The organism is Streptomyces sp. NBC_01216, assembly GCF_035994945.1.
Taxonomy (GTDB): Bacteria; Actinomycetota; Actinomycetes; order Streptomycetales; family Streptomycetaceae; genus Streptomyces.
Genome location: NZ_CP108677.1, coordinates 3249475 through 3271944, shown reverse-complemented (window position 1 = coordinate 3271944; position 22470 = coordinate 3249475). Strand labels below are relative to the sequence as shown.

Here is a 22470-nt window from a genome sequence, read left to right as displayed (position 1 = left end):
GGCCGGCCGCCGTCGCCGTCCGCCCTCTTCCTCCATGTCCAGGAGTGTTTCCGCATGTCCCCTTCCCCTTCCGCGTCCTCCCCCGCCTCCTCCGGTTCCGGTGCGAAGTCCCGGCCGCTCGCGATCGTCGCGGGAGTGGCGGTCGCCGCCGCGCTGCTCGGGTACGCCTCCTACACCGCCACCAAGCCCTCCTCGGACGGTTCCGCCGGCTCCTCGTCGACCGTCGCCGAGGTCTCCGCCGACCCGAGTGACGGCGTCTATCCGGCACTGGAGGCGTACGCCCGCCGGGACGCGGCCGACCCGCTCGCCCTCGGCAGGGCGGACGCCCCCGTGGTCCTGATCGAGTACGCCGACTTCAAGTGCGGCTACTGCGCGAAGTTCGCCCGGGACACGGAACCCGCCCTGGTGAAGAAATACGTGGAGAACGGCACCCTGCGCATCGAGTGGCGCAACTTCCCCCTCTTCGGCGAGGAGTCCGAGGCCGCGGCCCGTGCCGGGTGGGCCGCCGGCCGGCAGGGCAGGTTCTGGGAGTTCCACCGCGCCGCCTACGCCCAGGGAGCCAAGGAGAAGGGCTTCGGCGAGGAGCGTCTCGCGGCTCTGGCACGCCAGGCCGGGGTCCCCGACCTGGCGCGCTTCACCCGGGACGCGGGCAGTGCCGAGGCCCGCGCGGCGGTGCGCGAGGACCAGGAGCAGGGCTACTCGATCGGGGCGACCGCGACGCCCTCGTTCCTGGTCAACGGGCGACCCATCGCGGGCGCCCAGCCCGAGGAGACCTTCGAGCGGGCCATCGAGGCCGCGGCCGACGCGGCGGCGGCGAAACCGGCGCGGCCCGCGGTGACGGCGACGGCGACGCCCGGCCGATGAGCACCGACATCGGCTATCCGGCCGCGCTCCTCGGCGGCCTCCTCGCCCTGCTGAGTCCGTGCAGCGCCCTGCTGCTCCCGGCCTTCTTCGCGTACTCGATCGACTCGACGAGCCGGCTCCTCGCCCGGACCGGCGTCTTCTACGCGGGCCTGGCCACCACGCTCGTCCCGCTCGGTGCGGCCGGGTCCTTCGCCGGGCGCCTGTTCTACGGTCACCGGGACCTGCTGGTGGCCCTCGGTGGCTGGCTGATCATCGTGCTCGGAGTGCTCCAGATCCTCGGCATGGGCTTCGCCTCCCGCCGGCTCGCCGAGGTCAGCGGGCGGATCCGCCCGACCACCGCGCTCTCCGTCTACGCCCTCGGTCTGGTCTACGGCCTCGCGGGCTTCTGCGCCGGCCCGATCCTCGGCAGCGTGCTGACGGTGGCGGCGGTCAGCGGCAGCCCGGTCTACGGCGGGCTGTTGCTCGCGGTCTACGCCTTGGGCATGGCGGTCCCGCTCTTCCTGCTGGCGCTTCTCTGGGAGCGGTTCGACCTGGGCCGGCGGCGCTGGCTGCGCGGCCGGACCCTGCGGGCGGGCCGCTTCGAGCTGCACAGCACCTCCCTGCTGTCGGGGCTCTTCTTCGTGGTCCTCGGCGCGGTGTTCCTGGTCTTCGACGGAACGACCGCCCTGCCGGGGCTGCTGTCGGTGGACGTCTCGTTCGCGGTGGAGGAGCGGGTGGCGTCGGTGAGCGCCCTGGTCCCGGACTGGGCGCTGCTCGTCGGGGTGGTCGCGGTGGTGGCGCTGGTACTCGCGGTACGCGGTCGGCGCGGCGCCCCGGACGGGCGCCGGAGCGAGCGGGCCTGACGCGAGAGTGCCCGGCCGTCGGTGCGGCCGGGCACCGCCCCCGCCCGCCGTTCTCGCGAGCGGGCGGGCGTCCAGGGACACGAGGAAGGCCCCCGTCCATCGGACGGGGGCCTTCGTTTGTGGCTGGGGCCGGGGTCGAACCGGCGACCTATCGCTTTTCAGGCGATCGCTCGTACCAACTGAGCTACCCAGCCACGAGGCTCCGAGGAGCCTCAGCGATCCTGACGGGACTTGAACCCGCGACCTCCACCTTGACAGGGTGGCGAGCTAACCAACTGCTCCACAGGACCTTGCAATGTGCGAGAACGAGTCTCGCACATGGTGATGCGTGCCCCCAACGGGATTCGAACCCGTGCTACCGCCTTGAAAGGGCGGCGTCCTGGGCCACTAGACGATGAGGGCTAAGGGCCCACCTGGGCGCTTCGCAGCGCGTCGGGGACGTGAGAAGCATATGGGATGCCGGCCGCTATCGCCAAAACGGTTTCCCCCGGGTGCGACGGGCGCCCGGGACCGCCACGCGCGCGGTGCCCGGGCGCCCGACGCGCGTGACGTGCGCGGTCCGCCCCGGCCTCCGCCGCCGGCCGTCCGGGTTTCTCGCGCCTTCCCTCCGCATTCCCCTCCGTGTGCTCATCCGCGTTCCCTCCGTGGGCGGGACGTCGCTCGCGGAGAATGGGCCTTGTGCTGGAGATGACGCGAGAAGCCTTCGAAGAGCTGGTGGCCGACGCCCTGGACACGATCCCGCCCGAACTGACGCGGATCATGGACAACGTGGCGGTGTTCGTGGAGGACGAGCCCCCGGCCGACGATCCGGAGCTTCTGGGGCTTTACGAGGGGACTCCGCTGACGGAGCGGGGCGAGTGGTACGCGGGGGTCCTGCCGGACCGCATCTCGATCTACATGGGCTCGACCCTCCGTTTCTGCGAGACCCCGGCGGACGTGGTCCACGAGGTCGCCGTGACCGTGGTCCACGAGATCGCCCATCACTTCGGCATCGACGACGAGCGGCTCCACGAACTGGGCTGGGGCTGATCCCCTGACGGTCCCTCCGGCCGGACCGCGGCGACGCACCGGCCCCGCGCCCCGTCCCCGGTGTCGTCCCTGCGTCGTCACCGGCCTTCAGCGCGGGGCGCGAAGGGCGGGCGGGCGTCCGTCACCGCGCACCGGCCCCGTCCCCGGCCGGACACGGGACGGTAACGGGGCCGCACTGGCGGGGCGCTGGGCGTGTCCCTCGCGGTGCGAAGGGAGTTGGGCAGCGAAACGTCCTGCGTCCTGCCCTGTCGCGCCCTGGAGGTGCCCCGTGCGCCCTTTCCCCACCCCTGTGAGATGGGCCGCCGCCGCGTTCGCGGTCGCCGCCTGCGCCGGTCTGAGCGGCTGCATGAGCGTCGGTGACGACGCCGCCACACCGGCGCCCGGCGAGTCCGCGCGCGAGCGGCGTGTGGCGGCCGAGTCCGACGGCGGGATCGGGGTCTCGGGCCGGAACGGCGGGAACGGGCGGGACCTCTCCGGCCGGAGTGCGCCGGACGCGGACGGCGAGGGCGGCGAGTCACCCGTGGCGAGCGGTTCGCCGTCCCCTTCCGGCAGTCCCTCGACGGTCCCGACGGCCGGTCCGGGCGGGGGCAAGCCGCTCCCCGAGCCGGACGACCCGGGCGGGCCCGGCGAGGCCGGTGGCGCGGGAGGCGCCGGCGGGCCCGGTGCGCCGGGCGGTGGTACGGCGACCCCCACCAGGTCGCCGGAACCGACCCCCGAACCGACGGCCGATCCGGACCCGACACAGGAGCCGACGGCGGAGCCCACCTTTTTGCCTTCCGTGACACCCGGCGCGGACACCCACATGGGTGCCATGAAGGCGGCCGAGAGGTCGGGTGTGTCGATGGAGCCGGAGGCATCGCCGCAGGTCGGACCGGCATGACGGGACCGGACTTGCGCTGAGGCGGGGAGGGTGCGTATGGTTATAGATCGTTTGATCCCATTGCCCGGCGCCGAAACAGAAGAGCGCCGTGTGGCGCGTACTCTCCCTAGCCGTGGCTGGACCGCATTGAGGCGGTCGATTTGCGTAATTCACGGAGTTGACGGGCGCGTGCCGAGACTCCGGAAGGTTTCGCATTTCGCATGTCCATTTTCAGTTCTGACCACGCCGTCATGCCCGAGAACGACGAGATCGTCGAGGCCCCCGAGGCCCCCGAGGCCCCCGAGACCGTCGTCGCCGAACTCGCCGAACTCGCCGACGAGGCGGCCGAAGGCGCCGTCGAGACCGACGAGCCCGCGGAGCCGACGATCACCTTCGCCGAGCTGGGCCTGCCCGAGGGCGTCGTGCGCAAGCTCGCGCAGAACGGCGTGACCACTCCCTTCCCGATCCAGGCGGCGACCATCCCGGACGCCCTGGTCGGCAAGGACATCCTCGGCCGCGGCCGTACCGGCTCCGGCAAGACCCTGTCGTTCGGCCTGCCGACCCTGGCCCGGCTGGCCGACGGCCGGACCGAGAAGAAGAAGCCCCGCGCGGTCATCCTCACCCCGACCCGTGAGCTCGCGATGCAGGTCGCGGACGCCCTCCAGCCGTACGGCGACGTGCTCGGCCTGAAGATCAAGGTCGTCTGCGGCGGTACGTCCATGGGCAACCAGATCTACGCCCTGGAGCGCGGCGTCGACATCCTCGTCGCCACCCCGGGCCGACTGCGCGACATCATCAACCGCGGCGCCTGCTCCCTGGAGAACGTCGAGGTCGCCGTTCTCGACGAGGCCGACCAGATGTCCGACCTGGGCTTCCTGCCCGAGGTCACCGAACTGCTCGACCAGGTCCCGGCCGGCGGCCAGCGCATGCTGTTCTCCGCCACGATGGAGAACGAGATCTCCACGCTGGTCAAGCGTTACCTGGTCGACCCGGTCAGCCACGAGGTCGACAGCGCCCAGGGCAACGTCTCCACCATGAGCCACCACGTGCTCGTCGTGAAGCCGAAGGACAAGGCTCCGGTCACCGCCGCCATCGCCGCCCGCAAGGGCCGCACGATCATCTTCGTCCGCACCCAGCTGGGCGCCGACCGCATCGCCGAGCAGCTCGTCGAGTCCGGTGTGAAGGCGGACGCGCTGCACGGCGGCATGACGCAGGGTGCCCGTACCCGCGTGCTGGCCGACTTCAAGGACGGATACGTCAACGCGCTGGTCGCCACCGACGTCGCCGCCCGCGGTATCCACGTCGACGGCATCGACCTGGTCCTCAACGTGGACCCGGCCGGCGACCACAAGGACTACCTGCACCGCTCCGGCCGCACGGCGCGAGCCGGCCGCTCGGGTGTCGTGGTCTCGCTGGCGCTTCCGCACCAGCGCCGCCAGATCTTCCGTCTGATGGAGGACGCGGGCGTCGACGCCTCGCGTCACATCGTCGGCGGTGCGGGCGCGTTCGACCCGGAGGTCGCCGAGATCACCGGTGCGCGCTCACTCACCGAGGTCCAGGCCGACTCCGCGAACAACGCCGCCAAGCAGGCCGAGCGTGAGGTCGCCGACCTCACCAAGCAGCTGGAGCGCCTCCAGCGCCGCGCCGTCGAGCTCCGCGAGGAGGCCGACCGCCTGGTCGCCCGTTCCGCGCGGGAGCGGGGCGAGGACCCGGAGGCCGCGATCGCCGAGGTGACCGAGGCCGCCGAGGCCGAGATCGCCGCCGCCGCGCAGGCCGCCGCCCAGGCCGAGCGCCGCGAGGAGCGTCCGGCGTCCCGCGACGAGCGCGGCAACTTCGAGCGCCGCAACGACCGCGGCGACCGCGGCGACCGGGGCGGTTTCCGCCGCGACGACCGTCGTGACGACCGTGGTGGCCGTTCCTTCGAGCGTCGGGACGACCGTCCCTCGGGTGGTTTCCGTCGGGACAACGACCGTCCGTCCGGTGGTTTCCGTCGGGACAACGACCGTCCGTCCGGTGGTTTCCGTCGGGACGACCGTCCCTCGGGCGGCTTCAACCGTGACGACCGCGGCGACCGTGGCGGTTTCCGCCGGGACGACCGTCGTGACGACCGTGGTGGCCGTTCCTTCGAGCGTCGTGACGACCGTCCCTCGGGTGGTTTCCGTCGGGACAACGACCGTCCGTCCGGTGGTTTCCGTCGGGACGACCGTCCCTCGGGCGGCTTCAACCGTGACGACCGCGGCGACCGCGGTGACCGCGGTGACCGCGGTGACCGCGGCGGTTTCCGCCGCGACGACCGCCCCTCCGGCGGCCACCACCGGGGCAGCGACCGTCCGTTCAACCGCGACCGTCGTGACGACCGTCCCTCCGGCGGCTTCCGCTCGGGCGGCGACCGCCCGTACGGCCGTCGTGACGACCACCGCGGCGGTGAGCACCGCGGCACCGGCACCAGCACCGGTTCCTTCGGCCGCCGTGACGAGAAGCCGCGCTGGAAGCGCAACGGCTGACCGAGCCGTGGCCGTCGCTCGGGCGACGGCGAACCGGTAGCGAAGGCCCGCCCCTTTGAAGAGGGGCGGGCCTTCGGGCGTCTCCGGAACCCTCCCCGCACCCGTCCCTCCACCCCCGGGCGGGGCCCGGCTCGCGGCATCGGGGATATGGCCGAGATCCCGACCCGGTCGTGCGGCTATGCTGGGGCGGCGGGCCGCTAGCTCAATTGGTCAGAGCAGCAGACTTTTAATCTGTTGGTTGTGGGTTCGAGTCCCACGCGGCCTACGCACCGGGCCCAGGTCAGAGACCATCTGACCTGGGCCCACACGCATTTGAGGGCGGCGGAGAGGGTCTTGCTCAGCCGATGCTCAGCCGAGGTACAGACGAAGAAGCCCCCGAGAGCGGACGTCCGAACGCTCTCGGGGGCCTCGCACTCCCCCGACCCCGACCGGGGCGCGGTGGCTACGGGGCGGGCCGGCCGCTGCCGGAGCAGGTCTCCGTGCCGGTTCCGCCACGCTGGTGCGTCGCCGTCGGCGCGCGGGACGGGGCCCCCGTTCCAGCGCCACAGACGGGGCAGTTGCCCTCAACCTGGCCGGGGCGAATCGCCTATCAGTCCTCCTCGATCGGTGGTGCTGACAGATGGTGCGGCCTCCCGGGCGATCCGGGGAGACCTCGGAGCCGGCGCGCGAAGACCCGCGCCGCGTTGTGGAGGCTCACCGTCACGCCCCGCGAAGACCCGCGCCGCGTTGTGGAAGCTCACCGTCACGCCCCGCTGGGAGCCCGGTTCCGGGGCGGTGGACCAGCGCTCGATCGAGGCGACTTCCGGGCTCTCGGCGGCGGCCGGCACAGCGGCAAGCCACGCCTCCGGAGAGTATGCGGTGGCCGGGTCACCCGCCGTCGGCGCGGGGGTGCCGGTCACGGGGACCGCCGAGCGGCAGAGCCGCCAGACGGGCCGGGTCCGCCAGGATGTGGATCTCGACGATCCGGTCGCCGTCGATCGTGAAGGCCATGAGGGCCGCGGGGCGCCCGTCCTGCAGGGACACGACACCGGGGGAGCCGTTGACCACCACCGGCAGGGAACTGTGCCGGAAGCGGGCGAAGGCGAGGGCCTGCCGGACGACCGCCTCCGCTCCGCGCACCAGCTTGGAGGCACCCGCGCGGAGCGAGCCGCCGTCCGCCCGCAGGACCACGTCCGGGTCGAGGACCGTGAGCAGCCCTTCGAAGTCGCCGTCCCGCGAGGCCGCCAGGAAGGCGTCGACGACCCGGCGCTGCCGCGTGGCGTCCGGGGCTCCGTCCGGGGCCGCGCCCCGGACGCGGCGGCGGGCGCGGCTCGCGAGCTGCCGGGTGGCGGCCGGGGTGCGCCCCACGATCGGTGCGATCTCCTCGAAGGACACCGCGAACATGTCGTGCAGCACGAAGGCGAGCCGTTCGGCGGGCCCCAGCGCCTCCAGGACCACGAGCAACGCCAGGCCCACCGAGTCGGCTCGCAGCGCCTCGTCCTCCGGACCCTCGGCGTCCTCGGCGCGGCTCACCACCGGATCGGGGACGTGGTGCTCCAGCGGGTCCTCACGGCGTGCGGTGCGCGAGCGCAGCATGTCCAGGCAGACCCGGCCGACCACCGTCGTCAGCCAGCCGCTGAGGTTCCGTACCTCGCGCACATCGGACCGGCTGAGCCTGAGCCACGCTTCCTGGACCGCGTCCTCGGCTTCGCTCAACGAGCCGAGCATCCGGTAGGCGACCGCGCGGAGATGACCGCGGTCGGCCTGGAAGCGCTCGGCCAGGAGGTCCTGCTCGTCCATGGGTGCCTCTCCCTCGTCGTGACCCGTCATCGGCGGGATGGAGGGCAACCGCCGGATGGGACAGCCGACCGGCCGCCCGTGGTCCGCTCCGTGAGATCCCTGCTCCGCGGCGGCGAACGCGCGGAATTCCCCGGGCGATCGGCCACGGCTCCGGGCAACGTCCCTTCAGCGCGGTGATCTTCGACCGTAGGTTTTCATGCATGACGACAACAGCGCAGGCCAACGCCGTACTTCGCACCCCGCCCGCCCCGCCCGCCGTCGCGGTCGCGTACTTCGCCGCCGGTCTCGCCTTCCACGCCGACGTGTCCGACGTCGCTGCCGCCCTGGCCGACGCCGACGACCCCGGGTTCGTGGTGCTGGACTCGCGCTCCACCGCCTCCTGGGACCAGGGACACGTTCCCGGCGCGATCCACCTGCCCACGGCACTGATCGCCGAGCGGGCGGAGCAGCTGCTGGACAAGTCCGTGCCGGTGGTCACGTACTGCTGGGGCCCCGGCTGCAACGGCGCCACCCGCGCCGCGCTCGCTCTGGCCGAGCTGGGCTACCAGGTCAAGGAGATGCTCGGAGGCTTCGAGTACTGGGTGCGCGAGGGCTTCGCGTACGAGACGTGGGAAGGTCCCGAGCGGAGGGGCGCGGACCCCCTGACCGCGCCGGCCGACGCCGGGGACTGCGGCTGCTGAGGAAGTGGATTTCCGGATCTGCCTCCCATGCCGTAAGGTCATATTCACCGACGCGGGGTGGAGCAGCTCGGTAGCTCGCTGGGCTCATAACCCAGAGGTCGCAGGTTCAAATCCTGTCCCCGCTACTCAGTAGCGAACGAAGGCCCGGATCCAGTCGGATCCGGGCCTTCGTCGTGTTCCCCTGGAGCGTCCCCTCCCGCGAGCCGGGCCGTCGCCGGTCCGGGACGGCCCGCTCTGTTCCGCTTGACCTTCACGCAGCGTCAAGTTCTAGCGTTCTCGGTATGGAGTGGTCGATCCAAGAGATCGCCAGGAAGGCAGGCACCACCAGCCGCACGCTCCGCCACTACGGCGAGCTCGGACTGCTGGAGCCCAGCCGGATCGGCGCCAACGGTTACCGGTACTACGACCAGGCGGCGCTCGTGCAGCTCCAGCGCATCCTGCTGCTGCGCGAGCTGGGGCTCTCGCTGCCCGCGATCGGCGAGGTCCTGGACGGGCAGCGGGACACGTCCGCCGCCCTGCGCACCCATCTCTCCCTGCTGGAACAGGAACGGGAACGCATCGGGCGGCAGATCGAGGCCGTCCGGACCACTCTCCACAAGACCGAGAAAGGAGAAGAGCTCATGGCCGAGGAAGTATTCGACGGGTTCGACCACACGCGGTACGAGGAGGAGGTCACCGAACGATGGGGCGCCGACGCCTACCGCGCGGGCGACCGCTGGTGGCGTTCGCTCAGTGCCTCGGAGCAGCAGGCGTTCATGGACCGGCAGGCCGGCATCGCCCGCGACTTCGGGCAGGCCGCGCGCGCCGGTCTCGAGGCCGGCAGCGACGAGGTGCAGGCCATCGCCCAGCGCCAGTTCGCCTGGCTGTCGGTCACCACGTCGCCGACGAAGGAGTACGTGATCGGGCTCGGCCGCATGTACGTCGAGGACCCGCGCTTCGCCGCCACCTACGACCGGCACGGCGAGGGTACGGCGCTGCTGGTCCGGGACGCGATGACCGTCTACGCGGAGCGGAACCTGTAGCGCCGCCCTCCGGCCCGCCCGGCGGGCCGAAGGGCCACGCCGCGCCCGGCGCCCGGTGCCTTCGCCACAGCACCCGCAGCACCTCTGCTCCCCCGATCGGAGCACGGGAGGTCGCTGCCCGGCGCGGCGGCACCCAGGCTGGGAAGGCGCGGCACGGTCCGTCGCCGTGTGAGGACCGGGCAGGAGAGCACAGGTGGGGCAGCGAACGGCGGGTGGCGGGTCCGTCGGCCCGTCGCGTCCGCGTGGCGAGCGGGCCCGGCGGTTCATCCGTGCCCTGCCTCCGCTGATCATCGTCGGCGGGGTGCTGTTCGACCTCGCCACCCCGGCCGGCTATACCGCCTCCCCGATGTTCTCGGCCGCGCCGCTCACCGCGGCGCCCTTCTTCTCGCCTCTGACGACGCTGCTGACCGGAATCGCCGCCGTGCTCGCGAGCCTCGGTCTGCATGCGTACAACGGCACCAGCGGTCAGGTCCCGAGCCTCACCGAGACCCTCACGGTGGTCACCGTCTCCGGGCTGGCGCTGCTCATCAACCGGGTCGTGCGGCGCAGTGGCGAACGGCTCGCCTCGGCCCGGGTGATCGCCGAGACCGTCCAGAAGGCGGTGCTGCCCACGCCCACCGAGCGGATCGGCGGGCTCCGGATCGCGGCGCGCTACGAGGCCGCGCAGGCCGACGCGTTCATCGGCGGCGACCTGTTCGCCGTGCAGGACACCCCGTACGGCGTGCGGCTGGTCGTCGGTGACGTGCGGGGCAAGGGGCTGGAGGCGGTGGAGGCGGTCGCCGTGCTCGTCGGCGCGTTCCGGGAGGCGGCCGACCAGGAGGCGACGCTGGAGGGAGTGGCGCAGCGGCTGGAGCGGGCACTGACCCGCGAGGGCACACGCCGTGACGACCTGGACGCCGTGGAGGGGTTCACCACCGCGGTCCTGGCCGAGATCCCGCGTGGTGACGGGCTGGTCCGTGTGGTGAACCGGGGGCACCCGGAGCCGCTGCTGCTGTACCAGGACGGTGGTCTGCGGCATCTGGAGCCCAGCCGGCAGGCGCTGCCGCTCGGCATGGGCGAGCTGGCCGCCTGGCCGGACCACGTCGACGAGACCCCGTACCCGCCGGGGGCGACGCTGCTCTTCTACACCGACGGGCTGTCCGAGGCGCGCGATGCCGAGGGCGTCTTCTACGAGCCCGCGGCCCGGCTCACCGGGCGGATCTTTCCGGGGCCCGAGGAGCTGTTGGACGCGCTCGTCGGCGACATCCGCCGGTACACGGGAGGTGGCTCGACGGACGACATGGCCCTGCTCGCCGTGGCCCGGCCGGCGCACGGGCAGCCGGTACGGCGCCTGACGATGCCGGTGGTCCCCTGAGCGCCCGTCGCGGGCGGCCGGGGAGGGCGGGCCGGCGCGGGTGACCATCCGTAGTCGGGGGGTATCACTGAGATAACAATTGACGCACCATCAGATAAGGGGTGTTTCGTGATTGGCTCCTGAGCGCCGGTCAAATCGCCCTGTACTGCATCAATCTCCTGAACGATCAAGAGGAACGGCTTGGAATCGGACCCCCGCGTCTATTAACGTTCGATAACGCAGCGCGGTTGTCCCAGCCGTCGCAAGAGACGGCACCGTGCGCACGCGCCGAATCCCGAAAGGGAACCGGGGAACCACTATTTGGGGTGAATCGGACGCCTTCGCACTCGTGCGACAGCGCCCGTAGGAGACCTTCCTGCTCCGAACCCGTCAGCTAACCCGGTAGGCGGCAAGGAAGGAAAGGAGTACGCCTCCGTGGCGTCCAACACCCCTGCCCCCGAAGCCCCCTTCCATGCGTTTGGTGCCTCGGGTGCCGCCGGGACCGACCCCGACGCCACGACGTCGGGCGAGTGGAACCCCACCGAGGAATCGCTCCAGCGGCAGAGCCGGTCCGGCGGCCGTCATCGCGTGGTGAAGCAGCGCTCCGGCTTCGCCCGTTCCTCCACCGTGCTCGGCGTCGGCGTGATCGCGGCCGTCGGCGCGGGCGGCCTGGCCACCGCGCAGGAGCGCCCCCAGGTCTCCATAGCCCTCCCCGACCTCGACCTGCCGGACGCCGCCGATCTGCCCGGCGTCGCCGCGCTGATGTCCGGGGACGAGGAGCGGGACGCGACCGCGGGCACCGGCAACGACCTGCACGCGCTCACCGCCTCGGTCGCGGCGCCCGTCGAAGCCGGCGCCGCGAAGAGCGAGGGCGGTGACGCCGGCGAGGCGCTGCGCGCCCGCATCCTCCAGCAGGCCGAGCAGCAGCAGGTCTCCGCCGACGCCGCCGAGAAGGCCGCCGCGGAGAAGGAAGCGGCCGAGAAGGCCGCCGCCGAGGCGGCGGCCAAGGCCGACGCGGCGGAGAAGGCGGCGGCCGAGGCGAAGAAGAAGGCCGAGGAGGAGGCCGCGGCGAAGGCAGAGGCGGAGCGCCTGGCCAAGCTCGCGGCGAGCTACTCGCTGCCCACCTCGTCCTACACGCTGACCTCGACGTACGGCCAGGCCGGCTCGATGTGGTCCTCCGGCTATCACACCGGTCTCGACTTCGCGGCCCCCACGGGCACCCCGGTCAAGGCGGTGCACGGTGCCACGGTCATGTCGGCCGGCTGGTCGGGCTCGTACGGCTACCGGATCGTCCTGGAGCTGGCCGACGGCACGGAGGTCTGGTACTGCCACCTGTCCTCGATGACCGTCTCCGTGGGCCAGTCGGTGGGCACCGGCGACACGATCGGCCGGGTGGGCGCCACCGGCAACGTGACCGGCCCGCACCTGCACCTCGAGGTGCACACCCCGGGCGGCGACGGTGTGGACCCGGCGGCCTGGCTGGCGAGCAAGGGCCTCTCCGTCTGAGCGGAGGCATCCCAGGCCCGGCCGCGGGCACCTTCCGCTGCTCGCGGCTCCGTCGTACCGGGCCCTCGGAGGCCGCGCCGTGGTGCGGTGGACCGCGAGGCGCCGGATCGAGCTCGTAGGGGGGCCTACCCGGTTGATTCGGCGACGCCGCGAGTCGTCGTCCTGCCGGGCGTCGCCCCAGGGCGAAGGTCGCCCGAGTCGGAACACTAGCTGCGGTAGGGGTTGTAGCCGCCGTAGTCCAGGTACTGCGGCGGCGCCCAGACCCGGCCGGTGGCCCGCGCCGCGTAGGTCAGCGCGGGCGAGGCGACCTGCCGGCGCTGCCAGAGGTGGTGCAGCAGCTCCTGCTCGCGGGCCGCGAAGTCCTGGTCCGTGATGCCCCGCTCGGCCCGGTGGCGCAGGAACGCGAGCGTCGTCGCGAAGGTCTCGTACTCCCCGACCGCCCGTGCGGCGTCCGGGCCGTACGTCCGGGCCGCGAAGGAGCGGGCCATCGAGCGGGCCCGCATCGAGGACAGTGCCAGGGGCTCGGAGGGCGAGATCCAGCCGGCCGCCGCGTACGCCGGGAGCTGCCCGGATATCGTGCGCAGCTCGCGCTGCCGGCTCCATATCGCCAGCCAGGTCAGCAGACCGAAGACGGGCACCATGAACATCCCGTACACGATGATGAAGCCCCAGGACGCGTAGACCGCGGAGCCGTTCCACAGCGCGTGCATGCCCATGGCGAGGACCAGGCCGGTCAGCGGCAGCAGAATCCGGCGGACGCGCCTGCGGCGGGCGGCCAGGGCGGCGAAGCCGAAGCCGAGGCCGGTGAGCACGGTGAACAGAGGATGCGCGAACGGCGACATCACGATCCGCACGAAGAAGGTCCCCGCGGTCATCGAACCGAGACCGGACGTGCCGATCTCCTGGTCCTCGCCGAAGGCCCGGCCGAGATAGAGGATGTTCTCGGTGAAGGCGAAGCCGGTGGCGGTGAAACCGGCGACGACCACCCCGTCGACCAGGCCGGTGAAATCCCGGCGCCGCAGCAGGAAGATCAGCAGGATCGCGGCGGCCTTCGCGCTCTCCTCGACGACCGGGGCGACGACGGTGGCGCCGAGGGCGTCCGCCGAGGCCGGATCAGCGGTCGAGGTCTCGATCCAGCGGACCGCGAAGGTGTTGGCGGTGAGCGCGACGAGCGCCGCCGCGAAGGCGCCCCAGGCGAAGGCGAAGACCAGGTTCTTCCAGGGGCCCGGTTCGACGCGGTCGAGCCAGCGGAAGGCGGCGGCCAGCAGCGGCACGGGCAGCACGGCCAGACCGAGGCCGACGAGGAACCCCTCGGTGCCGGTCTCCTCCCGTACCAGCGCGAGGATCACCAGGGCGCACAGCGCGAGCAGGGTGATCACCGCGACGGCCCGGACGGCCTTGCTGCGCCAGAAGGCCCGGCGGGGCCGGTAGCGCCACTGGGCGCGGTCCGGGATGGCGGGGAACGCGGGCTCCTCGGTGTCCCGGGCGGGCACGGGTACGGCTACGGGGTTCGACACCCGACGACCCTAACCAGCGGAAGTGACAGCCCGCGAGGGAGTTCTACTCCGCTGGAACAGAAGGTCGTGCACGCGGTGCCCCTTGTCGAGGCCCTGGCCCTCGAAGCGGGTGAGCGGGCGGAAGGCGGGACGGGGGGCGTAGCCGCCGTCGGCCGCGGTGTTCCCGAAGTCCGGGTGCGCGGTCAGCACCTCCAGCATCTGCTCGGCGTACGGCTCCCAGTCCGTGGCGCAGTGCAGGACGGCCCCCGGCTTCATTCGGGTCGCCAGGAGGGTGAGGAACTCCGGCTGGATGAGGCGGCGCTTGTGGTGACGCTTCTTGGGCCAGGGGTCCGGGAAGTAGACCCGGCAGCCGTCGAGGGCGTCGACGGCCAGCATCTCGCGGAGCAGGATGATCGCGTCGCCGTTGGCGACCCGGACGTTCTCCAGCCCGCCCCGGTCGGCCAGGCCGAGCAGGTTGCCCTGGCCGGGGGTGTGGACGTCCACGGCGAGGATGCCGGTGCCGGGGTCGGCGGCGGCCATCCGCGCGGTGGCCTCGCCCATGCCGAAGCCGATCTCCAGGACGACGGGCAGTCCGCCGAACATCTCGCGCAGGTCGAGGACCCGCTTGCCGTCGATGTCGAGGCCCCAGTCCGGCCAGCGCTTGAGCATCGCCTCGGCCTGGCCCGCGGTGACCCGGCTGCGACGGGGCTGGAAACTGCGGATGCGGCGCTCGTGGTGCGAACCGGCGGGGTCGGGCAGGGGCCCCTCTCCCGCGGCGAACATCCGGCTGCCCCGCCGGGCGACGGCGGGTACGGCGGCTGCGGCGGTGGGGTGCGCGAGGGCTTCACGGGACTCAGACACAATGCCTCGATTCTACGGCGTGCCGGAACACGGCCCCGGGCCGCGCGGAGGCCCGGGTGCGGGACCTCGCCGCCGTCGAGGGCGCGAGCCGAGGGTGCGCGGCCCTGCAACCGGATTCTCCGACCGGGGTTCTCCGGCCGTGCTCTACAGCTGGGCGAGTGCCCGGCGGGCCACCTCGCGGCCGATCGGCAGGCTCGCCGTCGCCGCCGGCGAGGGCGCGTTCAGGATGTGCACCGTCCGGGGCGCCTCGCGGATCAGGAAGTCGTCGACCAGCGTGCCGTCCCGCAGGACCGCCTGGGCGCGGACGCCCGCGGTCGTGCGGCGCAGGTCCGACTCCTCGACGACCGGCAGCAGCCGGCGCACGGCCTCCGTGAAGGCCCGCTTCGACAGGGACCGGTGGAGTTCGCCCGCGCCGTACCGCCAGTGTTCCCGGGCGATCTGCCAGGATCCGGGCCAGGCCAGCGTCCCCACGAGCTCGGCCGGCCGGACGACCGACCAGTCGTATCCCTCGCGTGCCAGCGCCGGCACCGCGTTCGGCCCCACATGCACGCCGCCGTCGACGCCCCGCGTCAGATGCACCCCGAGGAAGGGGAAGGCCGGGTCCGGGACCGGGTACACCAGGCCGCGTACCAGCGAGGGGTCCGTGAGCTCGAAGTACTCGCCGCGGAAGGGGACGATCCGCATGCCCGGGTCGTCGCCCGCGAGCCGTGCCACCCGGTCGCAGTGCAGTCCCGCGCAGTTCACCAGGACCCGGCCGCGCACCACCCGCCCCGCCGCCGTGCGGACGGCGACGCCCCAGGGCCGCCGGTCGATCGCCGTGACCTCGGAGCCGTACAGGATCCGGGCCCCGGACGACTCGGCGAGCTGCGCCGCGACCGCGCCGTAGTCGCAGATGCCGGTGGTGCCGACGTGGATCGCGGCCAGTCCCCGCACCCGCGGCTCGTACGCGCTGATCTGGGCGGGGCCCAGCTCCCGCACCGGGATGCCGTTCTCCCGGCCACGCTGCACGAGGGCGTGCAGCCGGGGCAGCTCGTCCCGGCCGGTGGCCACGATGAGCTTGCCCGTGACCTCGTGCGGCAGGCCGTACTCCGCGCAGAACTTGACCATCTCGGCGGCGCCCGCGACGGCGAACCGTGCCTTGAGCGATCCCGGCCGGTAGTAGATCCCGCTGTGGATCACGCCGCTGTTCCGCCCGGTCTGGTGACGCGCGGGACCCGGCTCCTTCTCCAGGACCGTGACCCGCGTGCCGGGGGCGGCGCGGCCCAGGGCGTACGCCGCCGACAGCCCGACGATCCCGCCGCCGATCACGAGCACATCGCAGTCGACATCACGCACGGACACCTGCACCACCTCCCACCCCGATAGTGCACTGACCCACTGACAATCCGGCTAAACCCATGGGGACACGCTTCACGTCACACTTTCGCGTCACGCCGGTGTCATCAGCAGGGGCCGGGCCCGCTCCCGCAGCTCCATCACCCGCGGCTCGTCCCCGTACGGCTCCAGACGATGCAGCAGATCCCGGACGTACTCGGTCGTCCGCGCCGAGGAGATCCGGCCCGCCACCTCCACCGCGCGCGTGCCCGCCGCGCACGCCGCGTCCAGGTTGCCCGACTCCAGCTCGGCGACCGCCGACACCACGAGCCGCAGCCCGTGCGAGCGGACGTACTCCTCGGTCGGCCGGGAGAGCGCCTGCTCGGTGAAGCGCCGCACCTGACGCGGTAGCTTCAGGTCCCGGTAGCACTCGGCGGCGTCGGCACAGAACCGGTCGTACGAGTAGAACCCGAGCCACGACGGATCGGCGTCGCCGTCCCGCGAGCGCTCCAGCCAGCCCTCGGCCGCCTTCAGCGCGGCCCCGGAGGCCGCCGCGTCCCCGGCCTTCGCGTGGGCCCGTGCCTCCACGAGCCGGAAGAAGGACATGGTGCGCGCGGTGGCGAGACCGCGGTTCCGTTCCAGGGCCGCCTGCGCGAGGTCCACGCCCTCGTCGGAGAAGCCGCGATAGGTGGCCTGGAGCGACATCGAGGCGAGGACGTAGCCGCCGAGGGGGACGTCGGCCGCGGCACGGGCCAGCCGCAGCGCCTGGATGTAGTAGCGCTGGGCGGCCTCCTGCTGGCCCGTGTCGAAGGCCATCCAGCCGGCCAGCCGGGTCAGCTCCGAGGTCGCCCCGAACAGCGCGCGGCCGACCTCGTCGGAGTACGAGGCCAGCAGCAGCGGGGCGGCGTCCACACGTAAGCACTCCGGGACCATCGAGGACCGCCAGTCGCCGCCGCCGTACTTGGAGTCCCAGCGGCGCGCGTCCTCGGCCGCCTCCCGCAGCTTGGCGACGTCGCTGTGGCCCACGCGCGCGTGGGCCCCGCCCTCCGGCCCGTCGAGCGGCTCCTCGCCGCCCGCCCGGGTCAGCAGCCGCTCCACCGAGGAGTCGGCGGGGGTGATCAGCCACCGGGAGGCGGGTGTGGCGTAGGCGCTGACCGCGAAGGAACCGGCCAGCGACTGCCAGATCCCGCCGCCGGCCCGGCGGCCGGCGAGATCCAGTCGGTACAGCTCGGTGGCCGAACGGACCGCCTCACCCACGTCGCGCGGGAAGGCGAGACCCACTTCGGGCGCCGGGTCGGCGTCCGCCAGCCCGATCTCGTGCAGCGGCACCGGCCGGCCGAGCTTCTGCCCGATGGCGGCGGCGATCAGGTGCGGGGCGGCACCCTGCGGCACCATGCCCTTCGACACCCAGCGGGCCACCGACGTCTTGTCGTAGCGAAGCGTCAGACCCCGCTGCGCGCCGAGGTCGTTGACCCGCCGGGCGAGACCGGCGTTGCTGATTCCCGCGAGGGCGAGAACCGTGCCGAGCTTTTCGTTCGGCCCGCGTTGCTCCCTGGACATGACGCCACCCCTCGACCACCCAGACGGCCGCCGCGACGCCGGGCATAGGCGTGCGGCATTCGTAAACACAGCGTAGTTCGCCGCATCCCTACCGTTAAGGGGCGGAGTTCCGTATGGCGGGATTGTTGTGGGAACAGACGCGTGACGCGCGGATGGCGTAGAAGCGTCGGCGGCGGAGACGCCCGGCCGGCGGCCCTGGAACCGTGCTCCGGGTGTGTGGCCGTGCGCCCGCCCGTGCGCTCTCGCCGGGTAGGCGGGGGAGCGCTTCCATGAGTGCTGCGTGGGTCGGCCCGTCTGGCACTGGACCAGCGGGCTGGGGGACATCGCCGCCCCATTTCCCCGCGGGCGGCGGACGGCACCGGGGGGCGATGAACGCCTCCCGGCCAGCCGGCGGCCTCAGGCTCCGCCGAGAATGGCCGAATCTCGATGGTAGTCAACTGGCCAATGCCAGCGGCGCATTCGCCTTTCGCACACGCGACCCCGGACGCCCTCGCCTGCCCCGCCGTCGTGGCAGCATGTCCTCCACCGACCCGAAGTGGAGGCGCCGATGCGATGGCTGGTGGGCTGGAGCAGTGTCGCCGCGGGCTTCTCCGGGCCGGGCGCGGCCGGCGCCCTGGACGGGGCGGCCGAGGGGCGCACGGTGTACCCGGTGGGCGCACAGCCCCTGTGGGGTGACCCCGACCCGTTGTGGGCGGTCGGCGACTGGCGCCCCGACGAGGTCCGCACGGTCACCGTCGACGCCCGGACCCGCCTCGCCGTCCTGGGGTGCTGCGCGGCGAGCGACGAGGAACTGCGCGTCGGACTGTTCGCCGCACGCGGGGGTGCCCTGCGCCACCTCACCGCCTGGGCGGGCAGCTACACCGCCGTCGTCCGGATCGGCCGCCGCATCACCGTCACCGGCGATCTGGCCGGTGCGCGGCCCGTGTTCCACACCCCCTGGGCCGGAGGCACCGCCTACGCCACCGCCGCCCTGCCGCTCGCCGACCTCGTCGAGGCCCAACTGGACATCGGCCACCTGGCCGCCCTGCTGGCCTGTCCCGAGACCCCGGAGGCGTTGCGCGACTCCACCCCGTACGAGGGGGTGCGGCGGGTGCCGCCCGGCCACGCGCTGATCCTGCGCGAGGGCTCGCGCGAGATCGCCGGATACGAGGCGGTCGCCTCGCTGGCGGTCGCCGCCCCGGAGACCGATCCGCGACTGGCCGTGGAGGGCGTCCGGGACGCGCTGGTGGACGCCGTACGGGCCCGGCTCACCGCCCCCCGCCACGCCCCCGAGACACCGCTGCCGGACCCCGGCCCCGTCCCCGGAATGGGGCCCGCCGAGCGGCGCGCGGCGCGCGGCGGCGGACCGGCACCGGGCATCGGAGCCGACCTGTCCGGGGGCAGCGCGTCCGGGACGCTCGCCCTGCTGGCCGCCGGGCTGCCGGGCGTGCCCGGGACGATCCTGGGCCACGGCACGGGCGCCGGTGAGCGCCTGCTCGCCGTCACCTTCAACGACCTGACGAGCCGCGGCGTCACCGGGCGCGAGGACGAGCTGGAACGGGCCCGGTCGATCGCGGCGAACCCGCGGCTGCACCACGTGGTCGTCGCGGCGGGCGAGGAGGCCCTGCCGTACGCCGAACTGGACGGGCCGCTCACCGACGAACCCGGCCCCTCGCTCGTCTTCGCGGACCGGCACCGCCGGCGCCTCGCCGGCGGTAGCGCCGACCATTTCACCGGCCTGGGTGCCCGCCAGGTCCTGGACGCCCACCCGGCGCGGCTCGCCGACCTGCTGATGGACCGGCGCCGCAGATCACTGGTGCGCCCGGTGACGGCGCTGGCGAAGGCGTCGGGCCCGTCGGCGGGCTCGCTGCTGGTCCCGCTGACGGTGTACCGGGCGGCGCGCCGGCTGGCCCGCACGCCCTACCGGACCGGGCTGGAGGCGGCGGCGACGCGGGTCCTGGAGGCGAATCGCTCCGTCCCCGGGGCGTTCGGGCCGCTGGAGGCGTCGCTCTCCGCCCTGACCTGGACCCGTCCCGGCCCGGCGGCGCGCTGGCTGACGGGCGAGGCGCTGGCGGAGGTGTCGGTCCGGCTGAACCGGGCGGCCACCCTGCCGGCCTCGGTGCAGCGACCGGGCGAAGCCCGCGCGCGAGCCGCCCTGGCACGGGCGGCGGGAGACCACCGGATCCTGGAGCAGGCCGCGGAGATCCGCAGCCAGCGCCTGCACGCGCCCTTCCTCGACAACCAGGTGGTACGGGCCTGCCGCGACCTGCCCGAGTCCCTGCGCGTCCAACCGGGCGCCAGGGCCACCGTGCTGCGCACCGTCCTCGCGGGCGCGGGCATCCACGAACTGCCCGCCGGCTGGGGCGCGCCCCAGCCGGCGGACGCGGCCGCCGCCGCCCGTGCGGGGCTGCGGGCCGCACTCCCCGGCCTGCTCGCCCTCTTCGACGCCCCGCTCCTGGCGGACGCGGGCCTGATCGAGGCGCGGGTGGTCCGGGCGGCGCTGCGGGCTGCCTCCGAGGGCGAGCCCGTCCCGCTGGACGGCCTCGCCGATCTGGTCTCCACCGAACTGTGGCTGCACCGCCTGCTGGCCCGCCGGGGCAGCTGCTGGACGGGCACGGCCGCCCCGAGACAGCGCGCGGTCCCGGGCCCGCTGATCCCGTCGGCGCGCCGGCTGATGGCCTGAGGGACCGGCCCGAGGGGCCCTCGGGCTGCCTCCGGTCACGGCCTTCCCGGCTTGCTCCCCGAGGGTCCCGGCGCGCCCCGCCGGCCACCGCCCCGCTTCCGGACTACGCGCAGCTGATCTGCGACCGGGCCCAGTCCGCGACCGCGACCCGTCCGAACGGGGTGTGCGGTTCCACCACCAGCCGGATCGTCCTGTGCCCGGCGAGGTCCACGCGCACCGGGAGCGGCGGGTCGCCGGCCTCGACCACCGGGGAGCGCCAGAGCCGGTCGCCGTCGCCGAAGACGGAGAAGCGCACACCGCCGACCCCGAGGGGGGCGCTCAGGTCGTCGACCCCGACGACCGCGTCGTAGGCGTCGCACCGCCGGTTCAGGTCGATGGCCAGCGAGGACGGAGCATGGACACTCACACCGTGCGTGTACCGGGTGCCGCCGATCGACAGCCCGTCGCGCTGCCACATCCAGCTGCTGTCGCCGAGCCGTACCTCCGGCTTGGTGCCGTCGCCGAAGACGCCGTACTCCAACCGGCTGATCCGGTAGACCGTCGGTGGGGCCGGCGGCACGGGCCGGGGAGCCGTCTTCGAGGGGGCGGGCGTCGGGCGGGGGCTCGGTGGCGGGGTGGGCGCCGGGGTCGGGGTCGGCCGGGGGGCCGGCCGCACCACCGGTGAGGGCGGAGGCGTCGGCCTCGGCGCCGGCGCGGTCTGCCGCGCGGGAGGCGGCTGCGGAGTGGACCGCGGTGTCGGCGTCGGGGTCGGTTCCGGTCCCGGCGGGGCGAGGGGGACGACGGCCGGCGGAGTCGGTTCGGGCCGCGCGACCGGCTGGGGATCGCCGGACAGGGCCCACACGAGCCCCGCCGTCGCGGCCATGGCCACGGCCGCGGCGATCCCGGCCTTCACCGGAGCGCCCAGACCCTCGGCGGCGGCGGCGGTTCCGGCCGTGGCGGACGAACCGGCCCCGGTGGCCGCTGCCGCCGCCCCCGCCCCGGCCGCGCCCACCACGCCGCCCACCACCGCACCGGCGGCCTTGAGGGAGTAACCGGCGGCGAACCAGCCGATGACGGCGATCGGCAGCAGCGCGGGAATCCCGGCGTTGACGTGGGCCAGCTCGCCGGCGGCGAGCCGGCACCTGGCGCACTCCTCCAGGTGCTTGCGCAGCCCGCGTTCCGCCCGCATCCGCAGTCCGCCGCGCGCGTAGGCGCCGAGCCGGTCGGCGTACCGGGCGCAGTCCCCGCCCGCGGTGAGCGACTGGCTGACATGGGCCTGGAGGTATGCCTGTTTCAGTCCCTCGCGGGCGCGGCCGGCCAGGACGGCGGTCGCGTTGGCCGTCAGCCCGAAGAGCGGCGCCACCTCGCTCGGTGACTCCTCCTCGACGGTGGTGTGCCACAGCACGGCCTGCCAGCGTTCGGGAAGCGAACGGAACGCCTGCATCGCCAGGGACTGTTCGGCCTCGTGCATGGCCCGGACGTCCGCGCCCGGATCGAGCGTGTCCTGATCGGAGAACTCGGCCGTCCGGGCGGCCTGCTCGGCGAACACCGCGAAGTCCTCGACCAGATGCTCCCGCCTCTGCGTCCTCGACCAGTTCGCCGCCACCCTTCTGACCGTGGTCAGCAGGTAGGCGCGGACGGCGTGTTCGGGGCCCGCACCGCGCCGCACGGCCTGGAGGGTGCGCGCGAAGACCTCCGCCGTCAGGTCGTCGGCGGTGTGCGCGTCCCGGCAGCAGGTGCGGGCGTAGCGCCGTACGGACTCGGAGTGGCGGCGGAAGAGTTCCTCGTAAGCGCTGTCGTCACCGGCGCGCATCAGCTGGATCAGATCGGCGTCGGAGGGCGCCGTCTCGACCGGGGGTGGCAGGACCGAACCGGAGTCCCCGGCGTCCGCCGGCCTCCCCGCGGCGCCCCCGGCCATCCCGCCCTCGCGCTGCTGCGGCACACCGGCGCCGGCCGTCTCCGGACCACGGGCCGGGCCTGGCGGGGTGGCCGGGACCTCCGAGCCCGGCACGGGGCCCGCCGCTCCCGGGGCACGGGAGGAGCCGCCCGGTCCGCCCTGGTACGGCACCTGACGGGACGGCGGCCCGCCGGTCTCCGTGGCACCTCCGTCGCTCCGTGCCTCGTCCCGACCCTCACCGCTCATCCGCGGAAGCCCCCGTACGCACGCTCAGACCGACCAC

At 73.7% G+C, this 22470-nt stretch carries 16 protein-coding genes, 5 tRNA genes and 1 riboswitch; of the genes, 12 read left to right on the top strand and 9 right to left on the bottom strand.

What is annotated here, in order from left to right; all coding sequences use genetic code 11:
- Positions 1–54: 54 nt before the first annotated feature.
- Both OG393_RS14260 and OG393_RS14255 read left to right on the top strand, forming a co-directional pair.
- Entirely contained in the window at positions 55–864 is an 810-nt protein-coding gene (locus tag OG393_RS14260; RefSeq protein WP_327375035.1) for a DsbA family protein, read from the top strand.
- Positions 861–1706, top strand: a complete 846-nt coding sequence (locus OG393_RS14255; RefSeq protein ID WP_327375034.1) for a cytochrome c biogenesis CcdA family protein — start codon at positions 861–863, stop codon at positions 1704–1706. Before OG393_RS14260 ends, OG393_RS14255 begins: the two co-directional genes overlap by 4 nt.
- A 120-nt stretch (positions 1707–1826) precedes the next feature.
- Here OG393_RS14255 and OG393_RS14250 read toward each other — a convergent pair.
- The 3 genes from OG393_RS14250 to OG393_RS14240 all read right to left on the bottom strand — a co-directional run bounded on the left by OG393_RS14250 (position 1827) and on the right by OG393_RS14240 (position 2108).
- Positions 1827–1900 (bottom strand) — tRNA-Phe (locus OG393_RS14250).
- A gap of 22 nt (positions 1901–1922) precedes the next feature.
- Positions 1923–1996, bottom strand: a tRNA-Asp gene (locus OG393_RS14245).
- A 39-nt stretch (positions 1997–2035) separates the two neighbouring features.
- Positions 2036–2108: transfer RNA gene (locus tag OG393_RS14240), tRNA-Glu, on the bottom strand.
- 276 nt (positions 2109–2384) lie between these two features.
- On the opposite strand from OG393_RS14240, the gene OG393_RS14235 reads away from it, so the two are divergent.
- From OG393_RS14235 to OG393_RS14220, 4 genes are all read left to right on the top strand, one after another.
- Positions 2385–2735 carry a metallopeptidase family protein gene (locus OG393_RS14235; protein ID WP_327375033.1) on the top strand — a complete coding sequence of 117 codons (351 nt, stop codon included), beginning with the start codon at positions 2385–2387 and terminating at the stop codon, positions 2733–2735.
- A gap of 268 nt (positions 2736–3003) precedes the next feature.
- On the top strand, positions 3004–3615 hold the full coding sequence (locus tag OG393_RS14230) for a hypothetical protein (protein ID WP_327375032.1): 612 nt from the start codon (positions 3004–3006) through the stop codon (positions 3613–3615).
- Positions 3616–3815: 200 nt separating this feature from the next.
- Positions 3816–6098, top strand: a complete 2283-nt coding sequence (locus OG393_RS14225; protein ID WP_327375031.1) for a DEAD/DEAH box helicase — start codon at positions 3816–3818, stop codon at positions 6096–6098.
- Between the two features lie 191 nt (positions 6099–6289).
- Positions 6290–6363, top strand: a tRNA-Lys gene (locus OG393_RS14220).
- 602 nt (positions 6364–6965) lie between these two features.
- Here OG393_RS14220 and sigJ read toward each other — a convergent pair.
- Entirely contained in the window at positions 6966–7877 is a 912-nt protein-coding gene (gene sigJ, locus OG393_RS14215; RefSeq protein ID WP_327375030.1) for an RNA polymerase sigma factor SigJ, read from the bottom strand.
- Between the two features lie 200 nt (positions 7878–8077).
- On the opposite strand from sigJ, the gene OG393_RS14210 reads away from it, so the two are divergent.
- From OG393_RS14210 to OG393_RS14190, 5 genes are all read left to right on the top strand, one after another.
- Positions 8078–8557, top strand: a complete 480-nt coding sequence (locus tag OG393_RS14210; RefSeq protein WP_327375029.1) for a rhodanese-like domain-containing protein — start codon at positions 8078–8080, stop codon at positions 8555–8557.
- Positions 8558–8608: 51 nt separating this feature from the next.
- A tRNA-Met gene (locus OG393_RS14205) sits at positions 8609–8682 on the top strand.
- A gap of 156 nt (positions 8683–8838) precedes the next feature.
- Positions 8839–9579: a MerR family transcriptional regulator gene (locus OG393_RS14200; protein ID WP_327375028.1), complete on the top strand. Its 741-nt coding sequence runs from the start codon at positions 8839–8841 to the stop codon at positions 9577–9579.
- Between the two features lie 193 nt (positions 9580–9772).
- Positions 9773–10933 (top strand): PP2C family protein-serine/threonine phosphatase, encoded by a 1161-nt coding sequence (locus tag OG393_RS14195; RefSeq protein WP_442817306.1) that lies wholly within the window; start codon positions 9773–9775, stop codon positions 10931–10933.
- 255 nt (positions 10934–11188) lie between these two features.
- Positions 11189–11336: riboswitch (cyclic di-AMP (ydaO/yuaA leader) on the top strand.
- An 11-nt stretch (positions 11337–11347) separates the two neighbouring features.
- On the top strand, positions 11348–12418 hold the full coding sequence (locus OG393_RS14190) for a M23 family metallopeptidase (RefSeq protein WP_327375027.1): 1071 nt from the start codon (positions 11348–11350) through the stop codon (positions 12416–12418).
- A gap of 206 nt (positions 12419–12624) precedes the next feature.
- Here OG393_RS14190 and OG393_RS14185 read toward each other — a convergent pair whose 3' ends face one another.
- The 4 genes from OG393_RS14185 to OG393_RS14170 all read right to left on the bottom strand — a co-directional run bounded on the left by OG393_RS14185 (position 12625) and on the right by OG393_RS14170 (position 17649).
- The gene (locus OG393_RS14185; protein ID WP_327375026.1) at positions 12625–13935 is read right to left on the bottom strand and encodes a PrsW family intramembrane metalloprotease; all 1311 of its coding nucleotides are present in this window, start codon (positions 13933–13935) and stop codon (positions 12625–12627) included.
- A 9-nt stretch (positions 13936–13944) separates the two neighbouring features.
- Positions 13945–14775 carry a tRNA (guanosine(46)-N7)-methyltransferase TrmB gene (gene trmB / locus OG393_RS14180; protein WP_327375025.1) on the bottom strand — a complete coding sequence of 277 codons (831 nt, stop codon included), beginning with the start codon at positions 14773–14775 and terminating at the stop codon, positions 13945–13947.
- A gap of 144 nt (positions 14776–14919) precedes the next feature.
- On the bottom strand, positions 14920–16110 hold the full coding sequence (gene lhgO / locus OG393_RS14175; RefSeq protein WP_327378424.1) for an L-2-hydroxyglutarate oxidase: 1191 nt from the start codon (positions 16108–16110) through the stop codon (positions 14920–14922).
- Positions 16111–16203: 93 nt separating this feature from the next.
- Complete coding sequence (locus OG393_RS14170; RefSeq protein ID WP_327375024.1) at positions 16204–17649, bottom strand: MFS transporter; 1446 nt, start codon at positions 17647–17649, stop codon at positions 16204–16206.
- A 547-nt stretch (positions 17650–18196) separates the two neighbouring features.
- On the opposite strand from OG393_RS14170, the gene OG393_RS14165 reads away from it, so the two are divergent.
- On the top strand, positions 18197–20311 hold the full coding sequence (locus OG393_RS14165) for an asparagine synthase-related protein (protein ID WP_327375023.1): 2115 nt from the start codon (positions 18197–18199) through the stop codon (positions 20309–20311).
- Positions 20312–20414: 103 nt separating this feature from the next.
- Here OG393_RS14165 and OG393_RS14160 read toward each other — a convergent pair whose 3' ends face one another.
- Entirely contained in the window at positions 20415–22433 is a 2019-nt protein-coding gene (locus OG393_RS14160; RefSeq protein WP_327375022.1) for a sigma-70 family RNA polymerase sigma factor, read from the bottom strand.
- Positions 22434–22470 lie beyond the last annotated feature (37 nt).